Source organism: Streptomyces sp. R33, from assembly GCF_041200175.1.
Lineage (GTDB): Bacteria > Actinomycetota > Actinomycetes > Streptomycetales > Streptomycetaceae > Streptomyces > Streptomyces katrae_B.
In genome coordinates, this window is the sequence record NZ_CP165727.1 from 4,854,273 (window position 1) to 4,870,538 (window position 16,266).

Sequence of the window (16,266 nt, forward strand, 5' to 3'; positions counted from 1 at the left end):
CTTCATACGTACATATCGCAGCACCAACGAAAACAGGTAGAGGTCATGGCCGGGAACAGCCAGCGCAGGAACCGCCGCACGTCCAACAAGAAGGGCGCCACGGTCGGCAGCGGTGGCCAGCGGCGCAAGGGCCTGGAAGGCAAGGGCCCCACGCCCAAGGCCGAGGACCGCAAGAAGCACAAGGCGAACCGCATCGCCAATGCCATGGCCCGCCAGGCCGCCAAGCGCCGCCCGGCCCCGCGCCGCGGCGGCCCCAAGGGCACCAGCGAGATGGTCGTCGGCCGCAACCCGGTCTTCGAGGCGCTGCGCGACGGCGTCCCCGCCACCACCCTCTACGTCCAGCAGTTCATCGACAACGACGAGCGCGTCCGCGAGGCCCTCCAGCTCGCCGGCGAGCGCGGCAACATCAACCTGATGGAAGCCCCGCGCCCCGAGCTCGACCGCATGACCAACGGGCTCAACCACCAGGGCCTGGTCCTCCAGGTCCCGCCCTACGAGTACGCGCACCCGGAGGACCTCACCGCCGCCGCGTACGACGAGGGCGACGACCCGCTGATCGTCGCCCTCGACGGGGTCACCGACCCCCGCAACCTCGGCGCGATCGTCCGCTCCGTCTCCGCCTTCGGCGGCCACGGCGTGGTCATCCCCGAGCGCCGCGCGGCCGGCATGACCGCCGGTGCCTGGAAGAGCTCGGCCGGCACGGCCGCCCGCACCCCGGTCTCCCGCGTCACCAACCTGACCCGCGCCCTCCAGGACTTCAAGAAGGCCGGCATCGCCATCGTCGGCCTCGCCGCCGAGGGCACGCACGAGGTGCAGGACCTGGAGGCGCTCGGCGGTCCCGTCGTCATCGTCGTCGGCTCCGAGGGCAAGGGCCTCGGCCGCCTCGTCGGGGAGAACTGCGACTACCTCGTCCGCATCCCGATGCCGGGTGGCGCCGAGTCGCTGAACGCCGGTGTCGCCGCGGGCGTCGTGCTCTACGAGGCGGCCCGCCGCCGGGCCACCCGCGGCCGCGTCTGACCCCCGGGCGGCCCCGCCGCCTTGATCCACTTGGCTCACAGGAAGTGACCCGTGAGCGTGCCACCCCGCCCCTTTCGGGCGGGGTGGCTTGATCTTGACGGGTCTCGGACACATCCCTCCTGTCAAGGCAGTGTCCTAAACACTGATCACTCGGTTAGATGAGTGTGGACACCAGAACGTCAGGGTTCGACGACCAGCCCGCGCTGAGCATGGTCAAGGTGCCGTGCGATCCCGCACAGGTCATCGTCAACCACGCCAGCTTCCGCGTGCGGCTCGCACCGAGCCCGAGCGCGCGTTCCAAGCCCGCGAACGCCCCCGGCCGCGTGCCCGTCCTCGGCGGCGCCGTGGTCGCCGCCGCCGGTGCCGGCCGCCGCCGGGCCCCCGTCGTCTGGAGCGGCAGGTCCGCCCCCGGCGACACCGCCGCCATGGGCGGACTCATCCAAGCCGTACGCGAACACGGGCGCGGACACGGCGGCCACGACGCATACGACGGCGGCACCACCCAGACCATCCCCCGTGTCGACCTCGCCCACGACCTCGCCGACGACACCCTCGCCACGCCGACCGTCATCGGCCAGCGCACCTACGGGGACCCGGACGAGACCCGCCCGCTGACCCCCGTGCGCGACCTCCCGTACGACACCCGGTACGCGGGCGGCGGCCCCTACGACGGCCAAGGCGGCCAAGGCGGCCACGACGCCCGACCCGGCACCGACTCCCGCCGGGCCACCTCCGACACCCGCGGGCAGGCCTCGTACTACCCCGGCCGCCGCATGAACCTCGGCGTCGTCCTCCTCCCGCTGCGCGTCTTCCTCGGCTTCATCTGCATCTACGCCGGCATGGGCAAGCTGTGCGACCCCGTCTACTTCGACGGCGGCGAACGCGGCTCCATGGTCACCTGGCTCCGCACCCTCCACCCCTGGGCACTCGCCGAACCCCTGCGCGACTTCGCCCTCGCCCACCCCGTCGGAGCCGGCCTCAGCGTCGCCTTCCTCCAGGTCGTCGTCGGCGTCCTGACCGTCCTCGGCCTGTGGCAGCGGTTCGCCGCCTGCGTCGGCGCCCTGCTGTCCGCCGCGCTCCTCATGACGGTGAGCTGGAAGACCGTCCCCGCCTACGACGCCCCCGACATCATCTACCTCGCCGCCTGGAGCCCGCTGATCATCGCCGGCGCCCCCGTCTACTCCCTCGACGGCCGCCTCGCCGGCGAAGCCTGGCGCACCCTCGGACCCCGCTCCGAGATCTGGCGGCTGCGCCGCCGCGTCCTGCGCCGCGGAACCATCATGGCCACCGTCGTCTGCGGACTCACCCTCCTCATCGGCTCGCTCCTCGGCGGCGCCGTCCGCTCCACCACCGTGGTCACCGTCCCCGGACCCGGCCAGGCCCCCAGCAACTACCTGCCCGGCTCCCCGCTCCCGCAGGCCCCCGCCAAGCAGCAGCAACAGCAGCGCCAGCCCGCCTCCCAGCAGCCCTCCAAGCCGGCCGAACCCACCGCCAGCGCCTCGGCGCCCGCCGCCAAGTCCGGCCGGGGCACCGCCGGTTCCACCACCAAGGAGACCGCCGGCACCGGCTCGCAGTCGCCCACCGCGACCCGCGGCTCCGGCAGCGGCCAGAGCTCGGGCAGCACGCCCAAGCAGTCCACCCCGAAGCCGCCGTCCTCCACCTCGGGCAGCGGCAGCGGCGGCGGCGACGCGCCGTCCAAGAAGCCCGGCCTGGTCGGCGGCCTCCTCGGCTGACGGCGGGACGCGACGAAACGAAGCCGGGGCCGGCGCGCACACAGCGCGCCGGCCCCGGCCTCGTACGGTACGCGCAGGGCCTCAGGAGCCGCTCTGCGCGGCCAACTCCCGTGCCGCCTCGGTCAGGTCCTTCACCGTGTCGATCGCCCGCCAGTAGGCCCCCTGGGGCAGCGGAAAGCCCGCAAGCCGCCGCTCGCGGGCCAGCCGCGGGAACGTCGTACGCTCGTGATCACCCAAGTCCGGCAGCAGCGCCGCGAATTCGGCACCGAAGACGTACACGCCCGCATTGATCAGATACGGCGACGGCGGCGACTCGATGAAGTCCAGGACCTGCCCGAACTCGTTGGTCTCCACCGCCCCCCACGGAATCCGCGGCCGCGCCAGCGCCAGCGTCGCCGTCGCCCCCCGCTCCGCATGGAACGCCGCCATCTCGCGCAGCGAGAACCGCGTCCAGATGTCCCCGTTCGTCGCGTACCAGGCCCGGTCCGGATGCGGCAGGTGCCGGGCCGCGTACTTCAGCCCGCCGCCCCGCCCCAGCGGCTCCTCCTCCACCACCGTCGTCACCCTCAGCGGCAGGTCGGCCTTGGCCAGCCAGCCCTGCAGCACCTCCGCGAGATGCCCGCACGACACCACGGCGTCCGTCACCCCCTCCGCCGCCAGCCACGCCAGCTGATGCCCGATGATCGGCACCCCGGTCCCCGGGATCTCCACCATCGGCTTCGGCCGGTCGTCCGTATACGGACGCAGCCGCGAACCCTGGCCACCCGCCAACACGACCGCCTGAGCGGGCGCCTGAGCGAGGGAGGCCGGGAACGCGGCCGCGGAAACGGAGGAGCGGGACACGGGAGGTACGTCGGTCATGGCCGTCAGGGTAGAGGCCCAGACCCGGAGGAGTACGGCGACGCCCGTCAGCCCATGGAGGCGACACCGGTCGCGTACGAGGTGTCGCACACGGGCCGCGCGAAGGACTGCGCCTTCGTCGGACCGTACGCATCCACCGCAGCCCGCCCCAGCGCCCGCGCGATCCCCACGCAGTGCTCGGCCAGCGACGGCCGCCGGTCCACCTCCCGCTGGAGGTGCGTCAGTACGTCACCCGGCGTCTCGCCCTGCTGCAGCTCGCTCAGCAGCTTGTCGCGCAGCACGTCCTGCGCGGCGCGCGGCTTCGCGGGGACGGAGACGTCCTCGGCGGAGGCGGTCAGGATCTGGGAAGGGGTGTTGTCCGCCCAGGGGACCATGGTGACCGCGAGGGTCCCGGACAGGACCAGGACGACGGGCAGGACCAGGGCGAGGGATCGGCCGATACGGCGGGCAGTGTGGGTCACGAGGGCGAGAGTAGCGCTCGGTGAAGATTTGGCGACATTTAGTCACCCGGTCGGGGGATGGTTCGACGTGGCTTTTCGAATTAAGGGTTGACGAGTGGGCCCGAATGGGCCGGTCTGCCCCGGATGGCGAACAGGGGCGCCCCGGGAGGGAGCGCCCCTGTCGCCTTGCTCGTCCGGGGTGTCAGTCGGAGAGCCGCTCACCCGACGACGTCGAGAACACGTGGATCTCACTGGCCCGCGGCACCACGTGCAGCGTCGAGCCCTTCTCCGGCACCTGGCGGCCGCCCACGCGCACCACGATGTCCTGACCGCCCGCGGCCTCGGTGGTCCGGCCGTAGACGTAGCCGTCGGCGCCGAGCTCCTCGACGACGTTGACGGTGATCGTCAGACCGCCCTCGCTGCCGACGTCGAAGTGCTCCGGGCGCACGCCGACCGTGACGGTGCGGTCGCCCGCGTCCGCGGCGGCGGACAGCGCCTCGCGCGACACCGGGACCACGGTCTCGCCGAACTTCACGCCGCCGTCGGCGATCGGGACCTCGACCAGGTTCATGGCCGGGGAACCGATGAAGCCGGCGACGAACAGGTTCGCCGGACGGTCGTACATGTTGCGCGGGGTGTCGACCTGCTGCAGCAGACCGTCCTTGAGGACCGCCACGCGGTCGCCCATCGTCATGGCCTCGACCTGGTCGTGGGTGACGTAGACGGTGGTGATCCCGAGGTCGCGCTGGAGTGCGGCGATCTGCGTACGGGTGGACACGCGCAGCTTGGCGTCGAGGTTCGACAGCGGCTCGTCCATGAGGAACACCTGCGGCTTGCGCACGATGGCGCGGCCCATCGCCACGCGCTGGCGCTGGCCGCCGGAGAGCGCCTTCGGCTTGCGGTCGAGGTATTGGGTGAGGTCGAGCATCTTCGCCGCGTCCTCGACCTTCTTGCGGATGGTCGCCTTGTCCTCGCCGGCGATCTTGAGCGCGAAGCCCATGTTGTCGGCGACGGTCATGTGCGGGTACAGCGCGTAGTTCTGGAACACCATCGCGATGTCCCGGTCCTTGGGCGGCAGGTGCGTGACGTCGCGGTCGCCGATGCGGATGGCGCCGCCGTTGACGTCCTCCAGGCCGGCCAGCATGCGCAGCGAGGTGGACTTGCCGCAGCCCGAGGGGCCGACGAGGACGAGGAACTCGCCGTCCTCGATGTGCAGCTCGAGCTCGTCGACGGCGGGCTTGTCGCCGCCGGGGTACAGCCGGGTCGCCTTGTCGAAGGTGACAGAAGCCATGGTGATGAATCCCTTCTACCGGCAGGAACGTGCCGGACGATCCGAGTGGAAGGTCTAGTCCAGTAACCAGGACTCCGCCCGACGCTACCGGCCCACTCCCTCCCTGTCAGCACCCCCAGGGCCGTGACTTCGAACTCTGTGCGATCTGTCGGACCCGACTGCTCGGCGTCCTCCCCGGACTGGACCTGGCCCAGGTGGCAACGATGCTGAGCCGCACCGGCTACCCGGCTGACCCGGTTGACGCCAGCCGCACTTTTGACCTCCGGAGCCGCGGCAGAGCGCTTGCCTTTTGACCCTGATTCCTGCTTCGCCGTCCGTTGCCGCCCGGCACGGCCCTCAAGGCCGCACCGGACGGTCTGACACGAACTCCACAGGCGAGAAGACCGACGGCCCGTCGGCCCGTACTCCTGCGCGGCCTACGCGGCCACGACGCACCCCGGCAGTTCCGACGCCCTGATCACCGTTGGCGTTGCCCGCCCCGGCGGCAGTGCCATGGCCACCAACCAGTACAGCCGTAGACCTTCGTCCCGGAGATTCACCGCGGCGTTCGCATCACGGTCGTGTACCGCCCCGCATTCCCGGCAGGTCCAAGACCGGATCGACACGTCGAGCCGCTCCCCCTTCGCGTGACAAGAAGAACAGCGGCGCGTCGACGGGAAGAACCGGTCCACGATCACCAGCGTGCGGCCGTACCACTCGCACTTGTAGCGCAGCATGCGCAGCAACTGGCCCCAGGCGGCGTCGCTGATCGACTGGTTGAGTTTCGCCTTCCGTCGACGCCCGGCCCCCGAGGGGGACCGCAGCAGATTCGCGACCGCCAGATCCTCCACCGCGAGCACTTGGTTCTCGCGCACGAGGCGGGTGGTGAGCTGGTCGAGTCCGTCCTTGCGGACGTCAGTGATCAAGGCGTACAGCCGGGCGATCTTCTCGCGGACCTTGGCGCGATTGCTCGATCCCTTCTGTTTGCGGTGCAGCTCCTTCTGGAGCCGCGCCAGCTTCTTCTCGTACTTCTTCAGCAGCCGGGGGTGTTCCACGGTGCTGCCGTCGTCCGTGGTCACGAGGGCGGCCAGACCGAGATCCAGGCCGACGGCCTTGGGAGCACTGGAACCGGTGACGAACGCGGCGGGCAGGGGGGCGATCCGCTCCTCCACGAGGACGTACAGGAAGAACCGGCCCGCCCGGTCGCGGTTGACCGTCAGCTTCACCGGTAGCACTCCGGCCGGCAGCGGACGGGACCAGCGCACGTCCAGTGGGTCGGTCTGCTTGGCCAGGGAGATGAGCCCGGTACCCGGCCGCTCCGGATCCTCCCGCCAGCGGAACCCGGTGCGGACGTACGTCGCCGAATCCCGGGACCGGTGCTTGCGCTTCGGCTTCGGGTACTTGGCCGTTCCCTTGAAGAAGCGGGCGAAGGCGGCGTCGAGGTGGCGCAGTGACTGCTGGAGCACGGTCGAGGACACGGCCTGCAGCCACGAGGTCTCCCTGGCCTGCCGCCAACCCGTCAGTGCGCGGGAGGTCTCGGCGAACCCGACGGACACGTGATGGTCGCGCCAGGCGTTTGCCCGCAGTGCGAGGCCCTCGTTGTAGACCCACCGGCAGGCGCCGAACGTCTGCACCAGTTGATGGGCTTGCACGCCGGTCGGGTAGAAGCGGTAGCGGTACACCCGCTGCTGCGTCCCCGGTTCCTTCGCCCGGCTCGTGAGCGGCTTGGCAGCGCGTTCCCGGTGCTTGCGCTGGTCGGGGATGCCGAGGACCTCGCGCTTGACGCGCTTGGCCTCCGCGCCTATGACGCGGGTCTCCTGCTCGGTGGCTTCGGCCACGGTCCCTCCCCAGCCCTACGGTCCGATAGTCGGACGTGCACTCCAGTACGGATAACGAACGCGAGGGCGAGGGGTTACGTAGGCCGGAAAGCTCTTCGCGGAGAAGTCGGCTCGCTGTGTAAAGTGAAGGCGATTCTGTGCGCTGTGCAGTGTCATATGTGCCCCCTTAGCTCAGCCCGGCCAGAGCACCCCACTTGTAATGGGAAGGTCGTCGGTTCGAATCCGACAGGGGGCCCCATCCCAGGTCAGAGACTTGCCGGCCCAGGGGATTCGTACAGAAGCGGAAGGCTCCGGATGATCATCCGGAGCCTTCCGCTTTGTCGTCAGTGGCGGCCCGAGATGCGGTTCGCCAGGCGGGCCAAGGGGGTTGTGGTCGGGGTGTGGGTCGCGGATTCGTGGCGGTCCGCCTCGCGGTAGGCCGCGTAGAGGGCCTGGACGCCGAGCCAGCGGAAGGGTTCCGGCTCCCAGCGGCGGACGCGGTGGTTGACCCAGGGGAGGGTGGTCAGGTCCGAGGGTTCGCCCAGGACCAGGTCGCGCAGGGTGCGGGCCGCGAGGTTCGACGTGGCCACGCCCGAACCCACGTAGCCGCCGGCCCAGCCGAGGCCCGTCGTGCGGTCCAGGGTGACCGTGGCGCACCAGTCGCGGGGGACGCCGAGGACGCCCGACCAGGCGTGGGCGATCTCCACTCCCGTGAGGACCGGGAAGAAGGACGTCAGGAGCGCGGTCAGGGAGTCGATCGTCGACTGCTGGGTGGCGCCGTCGGTGTCCGTGCGCGAGCCGAAGCGGTACGGGACGCCGCGGCCGCCGATCGCGATGCGGTCGTCCGCGGTGCGCTGGGCGTACATGTAGGCGTGGGCCATGTCGCCGAGGGTGCAGGCGTCCGACCAGCCGATGCGGGACCAGACCTCGGGCGGCAGCGGGGCCGTCGCGATCATCGACGAGTTCATCGGGAGCCAGGAGCGCTTCTGGCCCTTGAGGGCTGCGGTGAAGCCCTCGGTGCAGCGCAGGACGTAGGGGGCGCGGACGGTGCCGTACGGGGTGATGGCCTGCCGGGGGGCGATCTCGGTGACGGGCGTGGATTCGTGGATGACCACGCCGAGGCGTTCGCAGGCGGCGGCCAGGCCCTTGACGAGCTTGAGGGGGTGGATGCGGGCGCCGTGCGGGGTCCAGCTGGAGCCGACGGCGTCGGCGATGTCGATGCGGGCGCGGGTGTCGGTGGCGTCGTAGAGCTCGCGGTCGGTCTCGCCGAAGGCGAGTTCGGCGGCGTGGAAGGCCTTGAGGCGGTGGAGCTGGGCGGGGGTGCGGGCTACTTCGAGGACGCCGCCGCGGTGGATGTCGGCGTCGATGGATTCTTTGGCGGCGGTGTCGATGACTTCGGTGACGGTGTCGTTCATGGCCTGCTGGAGGCGGAGCGCGGCCTGGTGGCCGTGGAGTTCGGCGTAGCGGTCGCGGCCGGCGATGCCGTTGTAGAGCCAGCCGCCGTTGCGGCCGGAGGCTCCGTAGCCGCAGAACTTCTGCTCGAGGACGGTGACGCGGAGGTCGGGGGCGGCGGTCTTGAGGTAGTACGCGGTCCACAGGCCGGTGTAGCCGCCGCCGACGATGACGACGTCGGCCGTGGCGTGGCCGGTGAGGGGGGCGCGGGGTGGCTGGGGGGTCTGCTGGTCCGTCGCGTACCAGTAGGAGATGCCGCCGTTGATCGTCATGGGGAGTTGGTACAGGGCGTGCCGGAGGGGTGTCCAGGTACCGGATGTCGGGTTTTGGGGCGGGGGAGGTGGCCGTTTGGCTGATGTGGCGGGGGCGGGGGCTCTGCTGGGCCGGCGGTGAGGGGTGGTTCGGGCCTTCTAGGCTGACGGCATGATCCGTAGCGCTGTTGTCGAAGACGTGCCCGTCATCCACGCCATGATCCGGGAGCTGGCGGAGTACGAGAAGGCGCCGCACGAGGCGCGGGCCACGCAGGAGCAGTTGCGGGAGGCGCTGTTCGGGGCGCGGCCCGCGGCGTTCGCGCACATCGCGGAGACGGAGGACGGGGAGGCCGTCGGGTTCGCGGTGTGGTTCCTGAACTTCTCGACGTGGCGCGGGGTGCACGGGATCTACCTGGAGGACCTGTACGTGCGGCCGGGCGTGCGCGGTGGCGGGCACGGGAAGGCGCTGCTGGCGGAGCTGGCGCGGATCTGTGTGGAGCGCGGGTACGAGCGGCTCGAGTGGGCGGTGTTGAAGTGGAACGAGCCGACGATCGCGTTCTACGAGGCCTTGGGTGCGCGGCCGCAGGACGAGTGGTCGGTGTACCGGCTGACGGACGAGTCGTTGAGGAAGCTGGGCTCGGCGCAGGGCTGAGGCGGCTGCGCCGAGCCGGTGGTGTTGGTGTGCCGGTGCGCCGTCAGCCGGTGATCCTGGCGGTGAACGCGTCGAGGTTGGTGCGGGCGCGGTCGATCTTCTCGGGGAGGGTGAGGGTCTCCTCGTAGCGGCCGGCGCGCAGCTTGGGCTGTCGCTTGCCCCGGATGTAGAGGGAGCAGGCGAGGTCGGCGCAGACGTAGATGCCGACGGTGTTGCCCTCGCGGCCGCGGGCCCCGGCGAGGGGGGCGACGAGGAGGGAGACGCCGGAGGCGGCGTGGCCGGTGAGGCAGATCTGGCAGACGCTGGACTTGAGGGCGCTCGTGCGGCTGGTGCCGGGGACGCGCAGGGTGATGCCGACGGGGGAGCCGTCGGTGTCCTGGCGCACGAGGTGGGCGCGGAGCGGGGCGCCGGGGTCCACCCAGCCGAGGAAGTCGAGTTCTTCCCAGGGGAGTTCGCCGAAGTCCAGGGGGAGTCTGAGGCGGGCTGCCTCGCCCTTGGTGCAGTTCACGAAGGACGAACGGATCTGTTTCTCGGTGAGCGGGTCCACGTCGGGGGACGGTACGTGGTGGGGGTACGGGCTGCTGTCATCCGGTATTACCGGCGGGTCGGGGCTCGAGGCGCCGGCTGCCGTTGTCAGTGGGGCGGGGGACGATGGGGGGATGGCGCGCAAGGGGCAGCAGGGGCAGCGGGAGACGGTGATGGCGGCGCGGCGGCCGGAGGTGCGGCTGCCGGAGCTGAGTGCGTGGGCGGGCGGTGAGCTGGAGCCGGACGGGGACTACGACGGGCTGGAGTTCGCGGACCTGGACCTGGGCGGGCAGGAGGGCATCGGGGCCCGGTTCATGGACTGCGCGCTGCGGCGGTGCGCGCTGGACGAGACGGGGCTGGCGAAGGCGCGGATCCTGGACTCGGTGCTGGAGGGCGTCCGGGGGGTGGGGACGGACCTGTCGGGGGCCTCGCTGCGGGACGTGGAGCTGGTGGAGGCGCGTCTGGGTGGCGTGCAGCTGCACGGTGCGGTGCTGGAGCGGGTGGTGGTCCGCGGGGGCAAGATCGACTACCTGAACCTGCGGAAGGCGCGGCTCAAGGACGTGGTGTTCGAGGGGTGTGTGCTGGTGGAGGCGGACTTCGGAGGTGCGGTGCTGGAGCGGGTGGAGTTCCGCGGGTGTGCGCTGCGGGGGGTGGATTTCACCGGGGCGCGGATGGCGGACGTGGATCTGCGGGGGGCCGCGGAGCTGGACATTGCGCGGGGGGTGGATGCGCTGTCCGGGGCGGTGATCAGCCCGTCCCAGCTCCTCGACCTGGCCCCGGCGCTGGCTGCGCAGCTGGGCCTGCGCGTCGTGTCGTAGTCCCCTGTCGGGGGCTGCTCCCGGCCAGGGCTAGGCAGGCACGCGGGGGAAGCGGGCCTGGAGGGTCCAGATGGCGGGGTTGTCGGCGAGACCGTCGTGCATGTCGATGAGGTCGGCGATCAGGTCGTGGAGGAAGTCGCGGGCTTCGCGGCGCAGCAGGCGGTGGCTGAAGGTCAGCGGTTCTTCTTCCGGCGGCATCCAGTCGGCCTCGATGTCGACCCAGCCGAAGCGGCGCTCGAAGAGCATGCGGTCGGTGGATTCGGTGAAGTCGAGTTCGGCGTACTGGCGGTGGGCGGAGCGGCTGCCGCGGGGGTCTTGGTCGAGCTGTTCGACGATGTCGCAGAGCGCCCAGGCGAAGTCGAGTACGGGGACCCATCCCCAGGCTGTGGACACTTCCCGGTCCTTGGCGGTGTCGGCGAGGTAGACGTCCCCGCAGAAGAGGTCGTGGCGCAGGGAGTGGACGTCCGCCGAGCGGTAGTCGGTCTGCGGGGGGTCCGGGAAGCGCCGGGAGAGGGAGTAGCCGATGTCGAGCACGTACCCGATGGTGTCACGGTGGGGCGGGCGCGTGGGACGGGACGTCGGTGGGGCGTCTTGAGCCCGGGGGATGACGGGCTGCAGGCGCCGCATCCGGCAGTCGTCCCGGCGGGCCTGGGCGGCTGCGGGCCTGCATGCGGCGCGTGCCCCGCACGTCCCGGACACCGCCCCTCCGGAACCGTCACCGCCACCGCCCACAGGCGTCGCGGGGGTCACCGGGCATCGCGGGTCACCGCCCCCGCAACGCCTGCCGGAACCGCGGTCGGCGGTGTGCCGTCAGCGGACGTTGACGGCCGTCCAGGCAGCGGCGACGCGGCCGTACTCGGCGCTGCCCGGGCCGTAGAGGTCGGCGGCGGCCATGAGGGTGGCGGTGCGGGCGCGGGCGTAGTCGGTGGTGGAGGTCATGCGGCTGCTCAGGGCCCGGTACCAGATGCGGACGGCCTTGTCCCGGCCGATGCCGAGCAGCTTGGAGCCGTCGTAGGTGGGGGAGTCGTAGGAGATCTTGTTGATCTCCTTGGGGCCGCTGCCTTCGGCGAGGAGGTAGAAGAGTGCCGGGCGGGGCCCCTGGTTTTGGCAGGTCTGCGACAAGAATTTCGGGGTGGCCGGCCGGGTTGTCCGAACAGCCCCCGCCGGGTGTCCGGAACCCGACGCCGTCAGGGCAGCAGGGAGCGGGGAGCGCCGTCAGGGCACGAGCCCCGTCACGGCCCGAGCCCCCGTCACGGCACGAGCCCCGTCACGGCAGCAGGCGCTGCTCCTTGGCCACCGAGACCGCTCCCGCGCGCGTGTCCACGCCGAGCTTGTCGTAGATGCGGCCCAGGTGGGTCTTCACCGTGGCCTCGCTGATGAACAGGGCCCGCGCGATGTCGCGGTTGCCCAGCCCCCGCGCCAACTGGCCCAGGATGTCCAGCTCGCGGTCGGTCAGCGTCGGGCGGGAGCCCCGCATCGCGGCCATCACGCGGCTCGCCACCGGCGGGGAGAGCGTCGTGCGGCCCGCCGCCGCCGAGTGGATCGCGGAGAACAGCTCCTCGGGGCGCTCCGCCTTCAGCAGGTAGCCCGTGGCGCCCGCCGCGATGGCGCGGGTGACGTCCGCGTCCGTGTCGTACGTCGTGAGGACCAGGACGTGCGGGGGGTCGGTCACCGCCGTGATGCGGCGGGTGGCCTCCACCCCGTCGATGCCCTCGCCCAGCTGGAGGTCCATCAGCACCACGTCGGGGCGCAGCTTCGCCGCCAGGGCCACGGCCTCCTCGCCGCTGCCCGCCTCGCCCAGGACCTCGATGTCCGGGGCGCTGCCCAGCAGCGCCAGCAGGCCGGCGCGGACCACGGCGTGGTCGTCGCAGAGCAGGATCGTCGTCGGGCCGGTTCCAGTCGTCATCCGGTGGGCTCCAGGGGGATGGCCGCGGAGAGGACCGTGCCCTCGCCGGGGGTGGATTCGAGGGTCAGGGTGCCGCCGAGCTGGCGGACGCGGGCGCGCATCGCGGGGAGCCCGTGCCCGCGGTCGCCGGCCGCCCCGCGCGCACCCGGCCGCGGCTCGGCGAAGCCCTCGCCGTCGTCCGCGACGTCCAGGACCACCTGGTCGCCGAGGAAGCTCAGGGTCAGGGCCGTGGTCCGGGCGTGCGCGTGCTCGCGGACGTTCGCCAGCGCCCCCTGCGCTATCCGCAGCAGCGCCGACTGGACGCGGTCGGGGAGCGGGGCGGGCGTGCCCTCCAGGTGGAAGCGGACCTCGATGTCCGGGCCCGCGTCGAGCGCGCGCAGCGCGTCCGCGAGGCCACCGCCCCCTTCGAGCTCCGGCGGGGCCAGGTCGTGGACCAGCCGCCGCGCCTCCGCCAGCCCGCGCGCCGCGATGCCGGTGGCGGTACGGACGTGCGCGCGGGCGGTCGCCGGGTCGCTGTCCCAGGTGCGGTCCGCGGCCTGGAGCAGCATCTGCTGGCTGGACAGGTGCTGGGCGAGCGTGTCGTGGATCTCCATCGACAGCCGCTGCCGCTCGGCGAGCGTGCCCTCGCGGCGCTCGGTGGCGGCCAGTTCGCGGCGGGTGCGGATCAGGTCGTCGATCAGCGCGCGCTGGGACTCGGCCTGGCGCTCCATGTGGACGAAGACGGCGGTGGCGAGGGCGGCGATCGCGGGCGGGGCCAGCAGGAGGTTCGGGTCGAACTGCCTGGAGAGCTTGAGCTGGGCCGCCACCACGAACACGGTCAGCAGGGCCACGAGGACGATCGCCGCGCGGGGCGGCAGGGTGCGCAGGGCGGTGAAGAAGAGGGGGACGGCGCACCAGGCGAAACTGGGCGCGAGGACGACCAGGACCACCCAGGTCGCCACCACCAGCCCGAGCCAGATCAGCCGCCGCACGGTGGGCGCGGCCCCGAGCGCGGGGCCGAGCACGTACAGCAGGGCCAGCACGATGCTGAGCGCGATGATCCACGGGGTGCTGGGCGAGCCGGGGTGGCGCAGCAGGAAGCGGGCCACGGAGGCGCCGAGGAGCAGGAAGAACGCCGTGTGCATGACGGTCGCCAGGGCGCGCGTGTCGGCCTTGCCCGGTGTGCCGGGCCCGCCGGGCGTCCCCGGCGCCGGTGGCGGGGTGCGGCTCACGTGGCTCACGGCGGGCTCCCGGGTCGGTGTCTGGCTCCTCCATCGTGCCTGGTCGTACGCGATGGCGCCGACCAGCCAATCCGTAGGCGTACCCGGTCCGCATCGACCGATCGGTTGACCCCGGGGTCAACCGGTGCGGCAGCCGTCGCGAGCCGGTACGGGGACCGGTGGGCACCGGGTGCGGGCCCAGGCTTGGAGCAGCAGAGCGAGCCGACGCACCCGGTCGGCACCGATGCCCGACACCGATGCCCGGCGCCGACGCACCCGGCCGATGCACCCAGGAGCAGCAGACATGAACACCCGCACCCGCGTTCTCACCGGTACCGCCCTCGCCGTCGCGCTCGGCGCCGGGACCTTCGGCGCGGTCAGCGCCAGCGCCGCCCAGACCGAGACCGTCCCGGCCGTCGCCGCCGCCAAGAAGGACGACCAGCCGGCCGACAAGAACTTCACCACCACGACCCACCTCACCATCGACGCCGCCACCCGCGCCGCCCAGGCCGCGCTCGAGGCGGCGCAGAAGGAGAACCAGAAGGTGACGGTCGCGGTCGTGGACCGGGGCGGCAACACCATCGTCACCCTGCGCGGCGACGGCGCGGGCCCGCAGTCCTACGAGTCGGCGCAGCGCAAGGCCTTCACCGCCGTGTCCTGGAACGCCCCGACCTCGGTGCTCGCGGGCCGCCTCGCCCAGGCCCCGAACCTGAAGGACATCCCCGGCACCCTCTTCCTCGGCGGCGGTACCCCGGTCCAGGCGAACGGCGCCCCGGTCGCGGGCATCGGCGTGGCCGGTGCCCCGAGCGGCGACCTGGACGAGAAGTTCGCCAAGGCCGGCGTCGACGCCCTGGCCAAGTAGGCCTCGGCTCCACCCGCCCGATCTAGGATCGGGCGGGTGGAACACCGTCGCGCTTTCCCCCGCCTCGCCGCCCCTGCAGCCGCCGCCGCTGCCGCCCTGCTCGCCCTCACCACGGCGTGTACGGCCGGCACGGTGCAGGGGCGGCCGGGTGCGTCCGGGCTGCGCGACCCGTACTTCCCCAAGGCCGGCAACGGCGGTTACCAGATCGAGCACTACGACCTGGACCTCGACTACGACCCCGCCGGCGGGGAGTTGAACGCCACCGCCGTCATCACCGCCCGCGCGGAGCAGGGGCTCAGCTCCTTCAACCTCGACCTGAGCGGCCTGGAGGTCGAGGGCGTCACCGTGCAGGGCGAGGGCGCGCGGTTCAACCGGATCGGCCGGGAGCTGACGGTGCGTCCGGCCGAGGACCTCAAGAAGGGCGAGGTCTTCCGCACGGAGATCGACTACCGCGGCAAGCCGAAGCCCATCACCGATGCGGACGGCGCCGAGGAAGGCTGGATCACCACCGAGGACGGTGCCGTCGGGGTCGGCGAGCCGATCGGGTCGATGGCCTGGTTCCCCGGGAACCACCACCCCAGCGACAAGGCCACGTACGACATCACCCTCACCGTCCCCAAGGGCTACGAGGCGGTGTCCAACGGCGAGTTGAAGTCCCGCACCGACACCGCCGACGGGCGGACCGAGTTCGCGTGGCACAGCCCGGAGCCGATGGCGAGCTACCTGGCCACCGCCGCGATCGGCAAGTTCAAGGTGACCACCGGGCGGACCCCGTCGGGGGTCGCCCTCTACGAGGCCGTCACGCCCGGGGAGGCCGCCGCCAGCGCGCCGGCGCTGGCCCGGCTGCCGGAGATCGTGGAGTGGGGCAGCCGCCGGTTCGGCCCGTACCCCTTCGGCACCGCGGGGGCGATCGTGCTGCCGGCCGAGACTCTCACGTACGCGCTGGAGACGCAGACCAAGCCCGTCTTCTCCGGCGCACCCGACGAGAAGCTGGTCCTGCACGAGACGGCCCACCAGTGGTTCGGCGACTCGGTGTCGCCGAAGTCCTGGAAGGACATGTGGCTCAACGAGGGCTTCGCCACCTACGCCGAGTGGCTGTGGTCCGAGGACCACGGCGGGACGACCGCGCAGCAGTACTTCGACGCGTTCCTCGCGGGCGACACCGCGGTCGACAAGGACGCCGACAGCGACTGGGACGCCTTCCCGCCCGCCGACCCGCCCAAGGCGAAGGACATCTCCGAGAATCCGGTGTACTACCGCGGCGCGATGGTGCTGCAGCGGATCCGCCAGGAGGTGGGCGACGAGAAGTTCTTCGCCCTGCTGCGCGGCTGGGCCCAGGACCACCGGTACGGGAACGCGAGTACGGCCGAGTTCACCGCGTACGCGGAGCGGACGACGGGGCACGACCTGAAGAAGGTCTGGGACGTCTGGCTGTACGGGGAGGGCCGTCCCAAGTAGGCCTT

Annotated in this window: 15 protein-coding genes, 1 tRNA gene and 1 pseudogene; 7 read left to right on the top strand and 10 right to left on the bottom strand. The window is 72.0% G+C overall.

The window, feature by feature from the left end:
* Positions 1 to 45: 45 nt before the first annotated feature.
* Complete coding sequence (gene rlmB / locus AB5J51_RS22300) at positions 46 to 1,017, top strand: 23S rRNA (guanosine(2251)-2'-O)-methyltransferase RlmB (RefSeq protein ID WP_053787875.1); 972 nt, start codon at positions 46 to 48, stop codon at positions 1,015 to 1,017.
* A gap of 158 nt (positions 1,018 to 1,175) precedes the next feature.
* A complete protein-coding gene (locus tag AB5J51_RS22305) occupies positions 1,176 to 2,750 on the top strand; it encodes a DoxX family membrane protein (protein WP_369778474.1) in 1,575 nt (524 codons plus the stop codon).
* Between the two features lie 81 nt (positions 2,751 to 2,831).
* On the opposite strand, the gene AB5J51_RS22310 is transcribed toward AB5J51_RS22305, so the two are convergent.
* The 4 genes from AB5J51_RS22310 to AB5J51_RS22325 form a co-directional block, all read right to left on the bottom strand.
* A complete protein-coding gene (locus AB5J51_RS22310) occupies positions 2,832 to 3,611 on the bottom strand; it encodes an NDP-sugar synthase (protein WP_369778475.1) in 780 nt (259 codons plus the stop codon).
* A 47-nt stretch (positions 3,612 to 3,658) separates the two neighbouring features.
* The gene (locus tag AB5J51_RS22315; protein ID WP_053787873.1) at positions 3,659 to 4,072 is read right to left on the bottom strand and encodes a hypothetical protein; all 414 of its coding nucleotides are present in this window, start codon (positions 4,070 to 4,072) and stop codon (positions 3,659 to 3,661) included.
* A 181-nt stretch (positions 4,073 to 4,253) separates the two neighbouring features.
* A complete protein-coding gene (locus AB5J51_RS22320) occupies positions 4,254 to 5,342 on the bottom strand; it encodes an ABC transporter ATP-binding protein (protein ID WP_030300782.1) in 1,089 nt (362 codons plus the stop codon).
* A gap of 416 nt (positions 5,343 to 5,758) precedes the next feature.
* The gene (locus tag AB5J51_RS22325; protein ID WP_369778477.1) at positions 5,759 to 7,159 is read right to left on the bottom strand and encodes an RNA-guided endonuclease InsQ/TnpB family protein; all 1,401 of its coding nucleotides are present in this window, start codon (positions 7,157 to 7,159) and stop codon (positions 5,759 to 5,761) included.
* 160 nt (positions 7,160 to 7,319) lie between these two features.
* Here AB5J51_RS22325 and AB5J51_RS22330 point away from each other — a divergent pair.
* Positions 7,320 to 7,397: transfer RNA gene (locus AB5J51_RS22330), tRNA-Thr, on the top strand.
* Positions 7,398 to 7,482: 85 nt separating this feature from the next.
* Here the strand turns inward: AB5J51_RS22330 and AB5J51_RS22335 are convergent.
* Complete coding sequence (locus AB5J51_RS22335) at positions 7,483 to 8,862, bottom strand: NAD(P)/FAD-dependent oxidoreductase (RefSeq protein ID WP_369778478.1); 1,380 nt, start codon at positions 8,860 to 8,862, stop codon at positions 7,483 to 7,485.
* Positions 8,863 to 9,013: 151 nt separating this feature from the next.
* On the opposite strand from AB5J51_RS22335, the gene AB5J51_RS22340 reads away from it, so the two are divergent.
* Positions 9,014 to 9,493 carry an N-acetyltransferase family protein gene (locus tag AB5J51_RS22340; RefSeq protein WP_369778479.1) on the top strand — a complete coding sequence of 160 codons (480 nt, stop codon included), beginning with the start codon at positions 9,014 to 9,016 and terminating at the stop codon, positions 9,491 to 9,493.
* 43 nt (positions 9,494 to 9,536) lie between these two features.
* Here AB5J51_RS22340 and AB5J51_RS22345 read toward each other — a convergent pair whose 3' ends face one another.
* Positions 9,537 to 10,040 (bottom strand): FBP domain-containing protein, encoded by a 504-nt coding sequence (locus AB5J51_RS22345; RefSeq protein ID WP_053786567.1) that lies wholly within the window; start codon positions 10,038 to 10,040, stop codon positions 9,537 to 9,539.
* Between the two features lie 112 nt (positions 10,041 to 10,152).
* Between AB5J51_RS22345 and AB5J51_RS22350 the strand changes: the two genes are divergently transcribed.
* Entirely contained in the window at positions 10,153 to 10,836 is a 684-nt protein-coding gene (locus AB5J51_RS22350; protein ID WP_369778480.1) for a pentapeptide repeat-containing protein, read from the top strand.
* 30 nt (positions 10,837 to 10,866) lie between these two features.
* Here AB5J51_RS22350 and AB5J51_RS22355 read toward each other — a convergent pair whose 3' ends face one another.
* From AB5J51_RS22355 to AB5J51_RS22370, 4 genes and pseudogenes are all read right to left on the bottom strand, one after another.
* Complete coding sequence (locus AB5J51_RS22355; RefSeq protein ID WP_053786565.1) at positions 10,867 to 11,370, bottom strand: hypothetical protein; 504 nt, start codon at positions 11,368 to 11,370, stop codon at positions 10,867 to 10,869.
* Positions 11,371 to 11,646: 276 nt separating this feature from the next.
* Positions 11,647 to 11,916: pseudogene (locus AB5J51_RS22360) on the bottom strand (M4 family metallopeptidase); the annotation flags it as partial.
* 187 nt (positions 11,917 to 12,103) lie between these two features.
* On the bottom strand, positions 12,104 to 12,742 hold the full coding sequence (locus AB5J51_RS22365) for a response regulator transcription factor (RefSeq protein ID WP_030298751.1): 639 nt from the start codon (positions 12,740 to 12,742) through the stop codon (positions 12,104 to 12,106).
* On the bottom strand, positions 12,739 to 13,962 hold the full coding sequence (locus AB5J51_RS22370; RefSeq protein WP_369778481.1) for a sensor histidine kinase: 1,224 nt from the start codon (positions 13,960 to 13,962) through the stop codon (positions 12,739 to 12,741). Before AB5J51_RS22370 ends, AB5J51_RS22365 begins: the two co-directional genes overlap by 4 nt.
* Before the next feature lie 283 nt (positions 13,963 to 14,245).
* Here AB5J51_RS22370 and AB5J51_RS22375 point away from each other — a divergent pair, with 283 nt between their 5' ends.
* Together AB5J51_RS22375 and AB5J51_RS22380 are read left to right on the top strand one after the other, a co-directional pair.
* The gene (locus AB5J51_RS22375; protein ID WP_107093493.1) at positions 14,246 to 14,803 is read left to right on the top strand and encodes a heme-binding protein; all 558 of its coding nucleotides are present in this window, start codon (positions 14,246 to 14,248) and stop codon (positions 14,801 to 14,803) included.
* A gap of 36 nt (positions 14,804 to 14,839) precedes the next feature.
* Positions 14,840 to 16,261 carry a M1 family metallopeptidase gene (locus AB5J51_RS22380; RefSeq protein WP_369778482.1) on the top strand — a complete coding sequence of 474 codons (1,422 nt, stop codon included), beginning with the start codon at positions 14,840 to 14,842 and terminating at the stop codon, positions 16,259 to 16,261.
* Positions 16,262 to 16,266: the final 5 nt, after the last annotated feature.

Coding starts and splice junctions, on each gene's coding strand:
- AB5J51_RS22305 (WP_369778474.1), top strand. CDS start 1,176: ATGAGTGTGGACACCAGAACGTCAGGGTTCGACGACCAGCCCGCGCTG.
- AB5J51_RS22365 (WP_030298751.1), bottom strand. CDS start 12,742: ATGACGACTGGAACCGGCCCGACGACGATCCTGCTCTGCGACGACCAC.
- AB5J51_RS22320 (WP_030300782.1), bottom strand. CDS start 5,342: ATGGCTTCTGTCACCTTCGACAAGGCGACCCGGCTGTACCCCGGCGGC.
- AB5J51_RS22375 (WP_107093493.1), top strand. CDS start 14,246: ATGAACACCCGCACCCGCGTTCTCACCGGTACCGCCCTCGCCGTCGCG.
- AB5J51_RS22350 (WP_369778480.1), top strand. CDS start 10,153: ATGGCGCGCAAGGGGCAGCAGGGGCAGCGGGAGACGGTGATGGCGGCG.
- rlmB (WP_053787875.1), top strand. CDS start 46: ATGGCCGGGAACAGCCAGCGCAGGAACCGCCGCACGTCCAACAAGAAG.
- AB5J51_RS22310 (WP_369778475.1), bottom strand. CDS start 3,611: ATGACCGACGTACCTCCCGTGTCCCGCTCCTCCGTTTCCGCGGCCGCG.
- AB5J51_RS22335 (WP_369778478.1), bottom strand. CDS start 8,862: ATGACGATCAACGGCGGCATCTCCTACTGGTACGCGACGGACCAGCAG.
- AB5J51_RS22340 (WP_369778479.1), top strand. CDS start 9,014: ATGATCCGTAGCGCTGTTGTCGAAGACGTGCCCGTCATCCACGCCATG.